We start from the raw sequence: 12,184 nt of genomic DNA, 5'->3' as shown, positions 1-12,184 counted from the left end.
ATCATGAAAAATTATAAAAATATTCATCAGTCAAGATCTCAAATGAATAAAATTGATCAAAAAGGTTGGAAAGAAAAATTACTGTTCACGCTTGCGATAGTGATGTTTTTCGCAATTAGCGGGTGTAAGAAATTTTTAGATAAAGAACCAACTTTTATTGTAAAAGAAAACTACTACAATAACGAAACAGATGTAAATGCAGGTCTGGCCGGAGTTTACGATGTATTGGCGAAAGAAGAAATATATGGAGGTAATTACCAATTGTTGCTATCGGTAGCAGATGATGGCTTTTACTCTAGAAGTGCTTACACCTTTGGTCCGGCCGTTTATAACTTTGATGCCTCAGATCCTGCGGTAGCCAATTTTTGGAGGTTTTTATACGAAGGTATAGAGCGTGCAAATGTGTTTTTGAGCCGCATTGATGGGGTAAACATGGGGCAAGCGGCTAAAGATGCGGCTAAGGGCGAAGTGAAATTTTTAAGAGCCTATTATTATTTTTTATTGGTGGATCATTGGGGTAACGTGCCACTTAAACTTACGCCTACAGTTTCGGTAAATGATGTAAACATACAGGCAACTCCTCAAAAAGAGATCTATGATTTCATTACCAAAGAAATGGAAGAGGCCGAAGCATTGGTAAAAACCGCTACAGCCATTGGCTTCGGCGGCAGAGTGTCTAAATCTACGGTGCGTGGTATTTTAGCCAGAGTTTATCTAAAAATGGCAGGTGCGCCACTTAGAGATCAAACTAAATATGCCGAAGCTCTAAAATGGGCAAGAAAAATAGTTTATCCCGATGCAGGTCCAAAAGAGCACCGTTTATTGCCAAGCTATCAGCAAATTTTCACCAATTACGCTGGCGATAAATATGATGTTGGCGAAACCATTTGGGAGGTAGAATTATACGGTAACAGAGGTGGCGATTTCGAATCTGGTCGTGTAGGCAACACCTTTGGGTTACAATGTAACGATGAGGTGCATGGCTACAGCTACGGTTTGGTTAATGCTACCAAGAAACTATTCGATAGCTACGAAAATCAGGATGTGAGAAAAAATTGGGCCATAGCTCCTTATCAGTACACTTATTCTACTGTAAACACGCTAATTACAGTAACCGACTCTGTGAATTGGACATCGGCGCAGATCTACAACAGAAACGTAGGTAAGTTTCGCAGAGCTTACGAAAAATTGAAGCCCAAAAATAAGAACTACACCCCACAAAACTTTCCGTTGTTACGCTACGCGGATGTATTGTTGATGTTTGCCGAAGCCGAAAACGAAGTAAATGGTGCAAGCTCTTTGGCAAAGCAGGCCCTAAAAGAAGTAAGAGATAGAGCCAACGCATCAGATTTAACCGCAACCATTTTTTCTTATGAGGATATGAAAACAGCCATCCGCAAAGAACGTTTCTTGGAGCTGTCTTTTGAAAGTTTACGCAAATTTGATTTGGTAAGATGGGATATGTTCGTATCAGAAATGAACCAATTGGGCACATCCATACAGGCAGATGCACCCGCCGCTTGGACCTTTGCGGCAATGGCAGCCAAGAATGTGAGCAGTAGAAACAATTTATTGCCTATTCCGGTGCTAGAACTCTCGTTAAATAAAGCAATGTCTCAAAATACAGGTTGGTAAATGATGAATAACATGATGAAGAAACTATATCTACTCCCGATGTTGCTGGTTAGCTTATTCGGTTGTAATAAAAAAGAAGTTATTGTACTTGATTTTGATGTAAAGCCAGAGAAATCGAGTTATAAAGTTGGAGAACCAGTTAATTTTTTAATTACTGGTAACCCAGATCAAATATTGTTTTACTCTGGTGCCGAAGGACAAAAATACGTGTACAAGGATAGGACACAAGCCCAAAGCGATAACATTACCTTAGAGTTTGCTACCAACAGACGCTACGGTTCTGATGCGCAACAGCCACAGTCGTTAAGGATAATGGCCTCGCAAACTTTCGCAGGTACCTACACTACAGCAGGTGTAAATCCAGCAGACTGGACAGATATTACCTCGGCCTTTACCTTGTCGGGTATCCAATCTACAGATTTGGCTTATGTATCTTCTGGCGTAGTAAATTTAACTACATTAGCTAGTTTGGGCTTTACTTTAGATAAGGCAAAGCCGATTTATTTCGCCTTCAAATACACAGGTACAACTGGTACAACGCAACCACGTTGGTGGGTAAATAAATTCGATATCAAAACCACTACCACAGATGGTCAGGTACTTCCCGTTGCGAACATTACAACTGCCGGTTTTACTTCGGTAAAGGTATTAGCCACATCGCCCGTTAGTTGGACTTTTGGGACAGACAACATCTTGAAATACCAAGGCGGTGCTGGTACGGTAGGTAGCAATCAGGTGTGGGCCATTTCTGGTGGATTATCTTTAACTAAAGTACAACCAGATAAAGGAATAGCACTAAAAAATATGAGTACCCGAATGGATAGTTACCAAAATACCTATACAGCGGCAGGTACCTATACGGTAACCTTTGTGGCTTCGAATGTAAACGTTTATGGCGAAAGCAAAACCATTAAAGAAGTACAAGTAACCATTGTGCCCTAATTAATTAGTGGATTAACAATTAATCCTCATCAAATTTATTACCCAGGTTAAGATTTGGAAGTTCGAGTAACTACCAAAAGGAGACCCTTTTATCTCAAAAAATGATTAAACAAATAAGTTCGGGCTTTAAAAATACAAAGTTCGCTGCCTTAGCTGCCTTATTTTTAACCACTGCCACCGCAAATGCGCAAATGATTAAAAAAGATTTTGAAGTGGCAGACAAACAGTATAAAATGATGCTAGAAACACAGCATGATTTAACTAGTTTCCCTAGAAGTACAGACGAAAATGGCGAAGTTAAAGGCGTAGGCGTATTCGATTGGACGGGAGGCTTTTTTCCAGGGGTAATGTGGTATATTTACGAATACACTAAAAATCCAACTTGGAAAGCTACTGCAACCAAATGGACAGAGGCCTTAGAAAAAGGGAAAGATCTTGACCAGCATCACGATATTGGTTTTGTAATGTACTGTTCTTATGGCAATGCCGTAAGGTTAGAGAAAGACCCAGCAAAAATTAAAGCTTACCAAGATATCCTCATCCATTCGGCAAAAACGGCCTTAACACGTTTTGATCCAAAGGTTGGATTAATCAAATCTTGGAACACCAAAGCCTCTTGGGATGGGAAAACGGTATGGCAATATCCTGTGATTATTGATAACATGATGAATTTGGAAATGCTTTGCTATGTTTCTAAAATTACGGGAGATCCTATATATAAAAATGTAGCCATTAGTCATGCAGAAAATACCATGAAAAACCATTTCAGGAAAGATTTTAGCACTTACCATGTGGTAGATTACGATCCTGAAACAGGCAAAGTGCTGCACCAACAAACTAATCAAGGCTATTCGGATAATTCTACTTGGGCTAGGGGACAAGGCTGGGCTATATATGGTTTTACCATGATGTATAGAGAAACTGGCGACAAACGTTTTTTACAAACAGCTAAAAAGGCAGCCGATTTTTACCTTAACCATGCCAATTTACCTAAAGATAAAATTCCCTATTGGGATTTTAACGTAGGCCAAAAAGGTTATCAGCCCGATTGGGAAACAGCAGGTAGAATAAACCTGAAGGAAATCCCTCGTGATGCTTCGGCAGGTGCTTTAGTGGCTTCTGGTTTGTTAGAGTTAAGTGCTTATGTAACAGGCAAGCAAAAACAGTTTTACTTCAAAAACGCAGAAATTATGTTACAATCGCTTTCTAGCGATAAGTATTTGGCCAAACCTGGTACCAACGCAGGTTTTATCTTGAAAAACTCCGTAGGCAGCTTTCCACATAATTTTGAGGTAAGTACGCCTCTGGTTTATGCCGATTATTATTTTTTAGAAGCCTTGTTAAGATATCAGAAAGCAGTAAATTAGTCCAATAAATTTTTTATGAAGAAAATAGCCTTATCCCTCGCTGCCGTATTTATCGGTGCATCTTGTTTAGCACAAAACAGCAAAATTTATAAAAAAGATTGGATCGATCTGAATAAAAACGGCAAGAAAGATGTTTATGAAGATCCATCACGCCCCACAAAAGAACGTGTTGCCGATCTCATTTCGCAAATGAACCTGAATGAGAAGACCGCTCAAATGGCAACTTTATATGGATACAAGCGAATTTTGAAAGATTCGCTACCTACATCCTCATGGAAAAATGAAATTTGGAAAGATGGCATCGCTAATATAGACGAACATTTGAATGGTTTTATCAATTGGAACTTGGTTGAAACTAAATTAGATCTGGTAACCGATGTGAAACGTCACGTTTGGGCAATGAACGAAACGCAACGTTTTTTCATAGAGCAAACCCGTTTAGGCATTCCAGTAGATTTTTCTAACGAAGGCATTAGAGGCATTGAAGCCTATCAGGCTACAGGTTTTCCTACGCAATTAAACATGGGCATGACTTGGAACCGCTCTTTGGTACGTGCCATGGGACAAATTACAGGAAAGGAAGCCAGGGCATTAGGTTACACCAACGTGTATGCACCCATTTTAGATGTGGCAAGAGACCAACGTTGGGGTAGGTTAGAAGAAGTATATGGCGAAGATCCCTACTTAACTGCTCGCTTGGGCGTAGAAATGGCCAAAGGTATTCAAGAAATGGGGGCAGCTTCTACACCCAAACACTTTGCGGTTTACAGTGCCAACAAAGGTGCCAGAGAAGGTTTAGCCCGTACCGATCCGCAGGTTTCGCCACGTGAGGTAGAAGATGTGCTGCTTTATCCATTTAAGAAGGTAATCAAAGAGGCAAACATCATGGGCATCATGAGTTCTTATAACGATTATAATGGTATTCCGGTTACGGGAAGTAGTTATTGGCTAACCGATCGTTTGCGTACCGAAATGGGCTTTACTGGATACGTGGTAAGCGATAGCGATGCTTTGGAATATCTTTACAATAAGCATCAAGTTGCAGCAAACTTAAAAGAGGCGGTTTACCAAGCTTTTACTGCTGGGCTTAACGTGCGTACAACTTTTAGAAGACCAGATAGTATCATCATTTTCTTGAGAGAATTAGTGAACGAAAAAAGAATTCCAATCGAAACCATTAATAGTCGCGTAGCGGATGTATTGAGTGTAAAGTTTAGGTTAGGTTTGTTCGATAGCCCTTATGTAAAAGATGCCGATGCAAGTAAGAAGTTAGTCAACAGCGCAGCGAACCAGCAGGTAGCTTTACAAGCATCGTTAGAAAGTATCGTTTTACTAAAAAACACTAAAAATGCATTGCCTTTAGCTAAAACCGGATTAAAAGTTGCCGTTATTGGACCAAATGCTGCCGACGCCGATTATGCACATGCGCATTATGGTCCGCTAATGTCGTCAAGCGTGAATATATTGGAAGGTATTAAACAAAAAATTGGTGCTCAGAACGTGACTTATGCCAAAGGCAGCGAACTGATAGACAAAAACTGGCCAAACAGCGAAATTTTACCTGAGGAGCCAAATGCAGAAGAGCTAGCTTTAATTAATGAAGCAGTAGCAACAGCTAAAAACTCTGATGTGGTAGTATTGGCTATTGGAGGCAATACCAAAACTGCAGGAGAAAATAAAAGTCGTACTTCTTTAGATTTACCAGGACATCAGTTGGCCTTGGTAAAAGCTATCCACCAAACTGGTAAGCCTTATGTGGTGGTGTTAATTGGTTCTCAGCCTATGTCTATCAATTATGTTGATTTGCATGCACCAGCAATTATTTACGCAGGTTACCCGGGTGTAAAAGGTGGTTTGGCAGTGGCCGATGTGTTGTTTGGAGATTATAATCCAGGTGGCAAATTGACGTTGACATTTCCTAAATCTGTTGGGCAGTTGCCGTTAAATTTTCCAACTAAACCCAATGCACAAACGGACGAAGGCGAAACGGCTAGGGTAAAAGGCTTGTTGTATCCCTTTGGTCACGGCTTAAGTTACACTACATTTAGTTACGAAAACCTTTCAGTTAACAACAAACTTAACCAAAACGGAAAAGTAGAAGTAACGCTAGATATCAAAAACGCAGGAACTAAAGATGGAGACGAAGTGGTGCAGTTGTACATTCGCGATGTATTGAGCTCGGTAACTACTTACGAAAAACTTTTGAAAGGCTTTGAGCGTGTTAAGCTAAAAGCAGGAGAAACCAAAAAAGTGAGCTTTACCTTGGTGCCAGATGATTTGATGCTTTGGAACCGAGAGATGAAGCAAGTGGTAGAGCCTGGAGATTTTAAAGTGATGGTGGGCTCTTCATCTGAAGATATTAGGCAAACAGCTGTTTTTACGGTACAATAGTTTGGGATGAAAAAGATCATTATATCAGTTATATTTCTACTAGTTGGTTTTGGAGCTAGTGCACAAGAAATTGCACTAATTCCAAAGCCAGTGAAGGCCATCAAGCAATCATCAGAGGTTTTTTCGCTTAATCAGCAAACACAAATCACAGCCAATAAAGAAGCTCAAAAAATTGCAGCTTACTTACAAACCGAGCTGTTAAAACACAAAGGTATAGCTCTGCGCAATGCGGATAAGGCCAGTACGAATTACATTGATTTGCAAATAAAACCCAATGCGAAACAAGCTTTGGAAGCTTATCAGTTATCCATAACAGCCAATAAAATAGAAATTAAAGCGGCGCATGCGCAAGGTTTATTTGCTGGTGTGAGCTCATTGCTTCAGCTCGTAAGGCAGCAAAAAGTAGAAAATAATCAAATTTTTATTCCTTCTTGGCATATAGAAGATCAACCAAGATATGCTTGGCGAGGTTTGATGTTAGACGAATCGAGGCACTTTTTTGGAAAAGAAAAAGTAAAGCAAATGCTAGATTGGATGGCTTTTTACAAGCTCAACAAGTTTCATTGGCATTTAACAGACCAACCCGGATGGCGTATCGAAATTAAAAAATATCCGAAGTTAACTGTAATAGGAGGGTTGGGTACTTTTACCGATCTGCTGGCAAAGCCACAGTATTACACGCAAGAAGAAATTAAGGAGATGGTTAGTTATGCTGCAGAGCGATTTATCGATGTCATTCCAGAGATAGATATGCCTGGCCACGCAACGGCAGCAAACAAAGCCTATCCCGAATTTAGTGGCGGCGGTTCGCCCAAATATCCCGAGTTTACTTTTAATCCGGGTAAGGAAGGTACTTACCAATATCTCACTAACATTTTAAAAGAAGTAGATGCGCTTTTTCCTTCGCAAATGATCCATATTGGGGCAGATGAAGTGCATTTTGGTAACCAACATTGGAATAACGATGCTGCGGTACAAGATTTAATGAAGCAAAAGAATTTTAAAGATTTGCCTGCGGTAGAAGCCTACTTCGTTAAAAGAATGGCAGATAGTATCAAAAGTTTAAACAACGAAGTGTTAGCTTGGGATGAAATTGTAAGCGGTAATTTGCCTGCTGAGAAAACCACCGTTTTTTGGTGGCGACACGATAAACCAGAAATCCTCAAACAAGCCTTCGCAAAAGGATTTAACGTGGTTTTATGCCCACGTTTACCCTTGTATTTCGATTTTGTGCAAGACTCGGCACACGTGGTTGGTCGTAAATGGGCTGGTAGTTTTGTAGCTGTTCAAAATGTTTACAATTTTCCATCCAAAGAAATTACAGATTTGCCCAATGCTTCGTCGTTAATTAGGGGTATACAGGCAAATATTTGGACAGAAGTAATTGTGGACGAGCAGCAGTTAGATTTCAAACTTTTCCCTCGTATTGCCGCATTAGCAGAAGCAGCTTGGACAAAAGTAGAAACTAAGGATCTTACTGAATTCAATAGCAGATTAAAGAAACATTTTGAACTTTATACTGCTGATGGTTTGTACTTCTTTAATCCTTTTAACCCCAAAGCATCGCCAGAGTTGCTCACGCCAGCACAAAGAAAAGGCTTGTTGCCAGATAATGAGGAACAAACGGCACGAGAGAAAGAAAAAATCAAATAATAATGTTTAAGCATAAAAACCGATCTATCGATCGGTTTTTTCTTTAATTCGCATCGTAAATGATCACTTTTTCGAAGAAAACTCTAAATTCTTCTAAAAAGGCTTTATGAATTGGGTGTACTTGATAAACATCATGTGCTGCTAAATCTTCAAAAAATAAGATCAAGCTAAAAGTATAAGTAGTGTCTACTACCGCACGTTCAATTGGCGCAGGTGTACCTACGTGGAAATTTTTTACAACTTCAATGTTTTCCAAACTTTTTAATCCCCCCTAAAAAAGCTTCTTTTTGGGCTGCTGTGGTATCGGCTTTTAGCCAGAATAATACGTGATGTGCAATCATTATGTTTTTTACGGGCGAAGATATATAAATTGATTTATTGTTGTGAGTTTTTGTTCCAAATCACTTCTCCTGTGGTTTCAAAACTAAATCGTTCGCTTCTGCGAAGAAGGAAGTTTTAATTTTTACATAAAGGAGCAAATCGAGCCAATGCGAACTCATTACCGTAGCATTATTAACTAACGTAAATTCGGGTTAAGTATTTTTACAATTCTTGAGAAATTCGCATTGAACGTATTTTTTTAACTCGCCGCCGCTGGTCTCTTACTTTTTTTCAGAATTTATTTATGTTTTTAATTGCCTTCAAGCTTGCTTCGCAGGTTGACCGCAAAATTAACAAAACCGGAGTTTACGGAGCTCATCAGCTTTGCTGATCAACTCTCGGTTGCTTATTTATTCCGTTTTAGTATTTGTTTTATTTGTCTTCATGCTTGCTCCGCAGGTTTCTTTCAAAGAAAGTGCTTTGGCTTATTGGTGCGGCCCGAAAACCGCGTTAGCGTTCTTGAACACCGTTGAAAATATATAAACTAGGAATAAAATAAGAGACCGAAAATTAGCTGAACGAAGATTTGAAGCGCTATCGCTAGCAAATAACATAATTTTCTTATCCCGAACTCACGTTAACTACTACTTTTCTCTAAGTCTTCAGCCATCCTTTTTATAAACCCTTCTTTATCCTTTTTTACCTCGGTTAAACTTGCCTTTCTGTCGGCAGGCAAATCATAATATTTTTCGGCCCATAAGTTTATTTCAACCATTAAAGGCAATAAATCAATTCCTTTTTGTGTGAGTTGGTATAAAACTTTCGCTTTACTGTCCGGATGGTCCGACTTTGTAATAATTCCGTTTTCTTCCAGCGTTTGTAGTCGGGAGGCTAAAATATTGGTGGCAATCTTTTCCCCTGATTTTAAAAAATCGCCATAAGTACATTGTTTTGCAAACATTAAGTCCCTCACAATCAACAGCGACCATTTATCTCCCCAAACCTCAAGAGAACTACTAATTGGACAATCAGATCTTTTTTTATTATCAGCCATAAATTATTTTTTTTAATCTACTTGCAAAATGAAAGTTGTTTTATATCTTTGTACTTGCAAATTGCAAGCGAAATTACGAATTTTTTAAAATAAATAAAATGAAAACAACAGGAAATACCATTTTTATAAGCGGCGGAAGTGCCGGAATAGGTTTAGCAATCGCTAAAAAACTGAATGCCGAAGGCAATAAAATCATCATCAACGGACGTAGTGAAGAACGCTTGCAGGCGGCTTTGTCACACTTAGACGGTGCTGTTGCGATAAAAGGAGACTGGGCAGAGGCATCGGAAAGAGAGCGTATTGCCGAAGAACTGAAAACTAATCATCCCGATGTGAACATCATCGTGAACAACGCAGGAATTGCATTTGCTTACCTGCTTAGTCAGGATGCTGATGCTTTGGAAAAGGCTCAGATAGAGATGAACCTCAATTATTTCTCAGTCATTCATTTCAACCAGCTTATGATGCCTCATCTTCTTCAAAAAGAGGAAGCGGCAGTTGTTAATGTATCTTCTTTGGCCGTATATGGAAGCGAAAAATTTCTACCTACTTATTGTCCAACAAAAGCGGCACTTCATAATTACACCCTAGCTTTAAGAGCTACTTATGAAGAAAATAAAAATATCCAAGTGTATGAAGTATATCCGCCCCGTACCGATACGGAGTTTTCTTCTTATCTTGATGGCGACAAGGGAGTTCCTGCGGCAGAGGTAGCAGAAGAATTGTTTATCGGTTTACAAAACAATCGGTTCGATGTGCCAGTTGGCGAAACGAAAATTTATGCCGCAGCCATTAATGAGGCAATGTCTAAAATTATCAATCAGTCAAAGTAATTTAAAAACGGATGCTGTTCATTGCAGCAGTATCCATTTTTTTAATAAATCATTGTTATGAATATTAAAGGCAAAACGATTTTGATTACCGGTGGAGGTTCTGGTATTGGCTTGGAAGCGGCCCGACAGTTTTTGCAGGCAGGTGCTAAGGTAATCATTACCGGAAGAAATCAGCGTAAGCTGGATGATGCATTAAGGCTTTATCCAACACTTGTTGCTATACAAAGTGATGCTTCTAAGGAAGATGACGCCAACAGCTTGCTCAAAAAAACAGAAGAACGGGGCGGCATAGATATTTTGTACCATAATGCAGGCGTAGGTGTACCGCCGTCCAATTTGGGTATTCCGAAAAATGAGCATTTGGAAGGTGCTATTTACGAAATGGAAGTCAACTATTTTGGTGTAATACGGCTGAACAATCTTTTTATGGAGATGCTGAAATCCAGAAAAGAAGCGGCGATTATCCATACTACGTCCATTCTCAGTATCGTACCGTCTGCCATTGAAGCTACCTATTCGTCTTCTAAAACGGCTTTGGCTTTTTATGTACATTCGTTACGCAAACACCTGCGGGTTATCAACAGCAAGTTGAAGATTTTTGAATTGCTTCCACCTTTGGTTGATACGGATATGGTGGCCGATAGGGATGATAAAAAAATCAGTCCTTCGCAATTGATAAGTGGTTTGATTAAAGGATTGGAAAACGATATTTATACCATTAGAATTGGCGACAGTAAGATTGTTTACTTTTTGAACCGCTTGCTTCCAAAAGTGGCTTACAATATCATCAATTCAAAAAAGCACGACAAAAAATTAGTTAATTAATTACAATCGATATGAAAGCATATAGTATTTCGAAATATAGTAAAGGCGACAAAATGCAACTGGTTGATATGCCAGAACCGAACATCGGGGATAACGAAGTTTTGGTAGCCATACACGCCACAGCCCTCAATCAGTTAGATAATAAACTGAAAGAAGGCGAGTTTAAATTGTTGTTGCCCTATAAGTTCCCCTTGGTTTTGGGGCACGATTTTGCGGGAGTAATAACAAAAGTTGGCTCGAAAGTCAATGGTTTCAAAGTAGGCGATGAAGTATTTGCCCGTCCTGCCGATTTTCATATTGGCACATTTGCCGAGTACATCGCCGTTAATGAAAATGATCTGGCGTTGAAGCCTAAAAACATTTCAATGGAAGAAGCCGCTTCTATTCCTTTGGTGGCTTTAACGGTTTGGCAGGCATTTTTTGAGAAAGCACAACTTAAAAAAGGACAAAAGGTTTTTATACAGGCAGGTTCTGGCGGTGTAGGTACCATAGCCATTCAGCTGGCAAAACATTTGGGTGCCACTGTTGCCACAACTGCAAGTGCTAATAATTTTGAATTGCTTGATAATTTTTGTTGATGACGTATTGCCCAAGAATTCCTGCTGTCAACGCTGTTACACGCTGTTGTCCGTCAATTAAAACCTTTTTGCCTTCGCTTAAACTTCCGTCTTTCAATTTTACGTTCGGATTTCTCCAAGCGATTACGTAGCCAATTGGATAACCTTGATACAAACTGTCCATTAAGTCACGAACTTTTGAACTGTCCCAAACAAATGGTCTTTGAATTTCTGGAATTGCGATTTCGCCCGAATTTACCCAAGCTAAAATTGTCTCTATTAAATGTTGGTTTACTGAATATTTTTGCATTTGTCTTTTTGTCGTTCGTTTCTATTTAGCATGGTCGTTCATAGGGTGACACATAACGTTTTGGCGCTTGGCGCAGTGGCGGATTTCGGAGCACAAAACTGTCAATACACCACAAATGTTGATGCGTGGTAGAATGTTCAATTAACCACTTCACCCGCCATTGAGCCAAACGCCTGTTATCAGCTGCCCTTCTGTCCGCTGTTAGTTGTTTATCCATTCTGTTGTTGTATAGTCGCAACCATATAAGTAATTCGTGCAACCGAAGAATTTATATGTATTACCATTTCTTGCTTTAC

General features: G+C 39.5%; 11 protein-coding genes. 8 read left to right on the top strand and 3 right to left on the bottom strand.

The genetic code is table 11. The features are described 5' to 3' along the window. The first annotated feature begins 3 nt into the window (after nucleotides 1-3). The 5 genes from OVA16_RS19425 to OVA16_RS19405 all read left to right on the top strand — a co-directional run bounded on the left by OVA16_RS19425 (nucleotide 4) and on the right by OVA16_RS19405 (nucleotide 7,988). Complete coding sequence (locus tag OVA16_RS19425) at nucleotides 4-1,635, top strand: RagB/SusD family nutrient uptake outer membrane protein (RefSeq protein ID WP_267762660.1); 1,632 nt, start codon at nucleotides 4-6, stop codon at nucleotides 1,633-1,635. A gap of 12 nt (nucleotides 1,636-1,647) precedes the next feature. Then, the gene (locus OVA16_RS19420) at nucleotides 1,648-2,577 is read left to right on the top strand and encodes a DUF5017 domain-containing protein (RefSeq protein ID WP_267762658.1); all 930 of its coding nucleotides are present in this window, start codon (nucleotides 1,648-1,650) and stop codon (nucleotides 2,575-2,577) included. A gap of 101 nt (nucleotides 2,578-2,678) precedes the next feature. Beyond that, the gene (locus OVA16_RS19415; protein ID WP_267762656.1) at nucleotides 2,679-3,944 is read left to right on the top strand and encodes a glycoside hydrolase family 88 protein; all 1,266 of its coding nucleotides are present in this window, start codon (nucleotides 2,679-2,681) and stop codon (nucleotides 3,942-3,944) included. A gap of 15 nt (nucleotides 3,945-3,959) precedes the next feature. Then, nucleotides 3,960-6,335 (top strand): glycoside hydrolase family 3 N-terminal domain-containing protein, encoded by a 2,376-nt coding sequence (locus OVA16_RS19410; RefSeq protein ID WP_267762655.1) that lies wholly within the window; start codon nucleotides 3,960-3,962, stop codon nucleotides 6,333-6,335. 6 nt (nucleotides 6,336-6,341) lie between these two features. After that, nucleotides 6,342-7,988 carry a beta-N-acetylhexosaminidase gene (locus OVA16_RS19405; protein WP_267762654.1) on the top strand — a complete coding sequence of 549 codons (1,647 nt, stop codon included), beginning with the start codon at nucleotides 6,342-6,344 and terminating at the stop codon, nucleotides 7,986-7,988. 43 nt (nucleotides 7,989-8,031) lie between these two features. Here the strand turns inward: OVA16_RS19405 and OVA16_RS19400 are convergent, their stop codons facing one another. Both OVA16_RS19400 and OVA16_RS19395 read right to left on the bottom strand, forming a co-directional pair. Continuing rightward, complete coding sequence (locus OVA16_RS19400; RefSeq protein WP_267762653.1) at nucleotides 8,032-8,244, bottom strand: Dabb family protein; 213 nt, start codon at nucleotides 8,242-8,244, stop codon at nucleotides 8,032-8,034. 702 nt (nucleotides 8,245-8,946) lie between these two features. Continuing rightward, the gene (locus OVA16_RS19395; protein WP_267762651.1) at nucleotides 8,947-9,363 is read right to left on the bottom strand and encodes a winged helix-turn-helix transcriptional regulator; all 417 of its coding nucleotides are present in this window, start codon (nucleotides 9,361-9,363) and stop codon (nucleotides 8,947-8,949) included. A gap of 98 nt (nucleotides 9,364-9,461) precedes the next feature. Here OVA16_RS19395 and OVA16_RS19390 point away from each other — a divergent pair, with 98 nt between their 5' ends. Genes OVA16_RS19390 through OVA16_RS19380 form a run of 3 tightly spaced genes read left to right on the top strand, consistent with a single transcriptional unit; the run spans nucleotide 9,462 to nucleotide 11,599 of the window. Further along, on the top strand, nucleotides 9,462-10,196 hold the full coding sequence (locus OVA16_RS19390) for an SDR family oxidoreductase (protein ID WP_267762650.1): 735 nt from the start codon (nucleotides 9,462-9,464) through the stop codon (nucleotides 10,194-10,196). Between the two features lie 57 nt (nucleotides 10,197-10,253). After that, nucleotides 10,254-11,021 (top strand): SDR family oxidoreductase, encoded by a 768-nt coding sequence (locus tag OVA16_RS19385; protein ID WP_267762648.1) that lies wholly within the window; start codon nucleotides 10,254-10,256, stop codon nucleotides 11,019-11,021. A gap of 11 nt (nucleotides 11,022-11,032) precedes the next feature. After that, complete coding sequence (locus OVA16_RS19380; protein WP_267762646.1) at nucleotides 11,033-11,599, top strand: NADP-dependent oxidoreductase; 567 nt, start codon at nucleotides 11,033-11,035, stop codon at nucleotides 11,597-11,599. Here the strand turns inward: OVA16_RS19380 and OVA16_RS19375 are convergent. Further along, nucleotides 11,565-11,888: a DUF262 domain-containing protein gene (locus tag OVA16_RS19375; protein WP_267762644.1), complete on the bottom strand. Its 324-nt coding sequence runs from the start codon at nucleotides 11,886-11,888 to the stop codon at nucleotides 11,565-11,567. The two genes, OVA16_RS19380 and OVA16_RS19375, sit on opposite strands and share 35 nt — an antisense overlap. Nucleotides 11,889-12,184 lie beyond the last annotated feature (296 nt).

Source organism: Pedobacter sp. SL55 (assembly GCF_026625705.1).
Taxonomy (GTDB): Bacteria; Bacteroidota; Bacteroidia; order Sphingobacteriales; family Sphingobacteriaceae; genus Pedobacter.
This window is presented reverse-complemented; position numbering and strand designations above follow the sequence as displayed.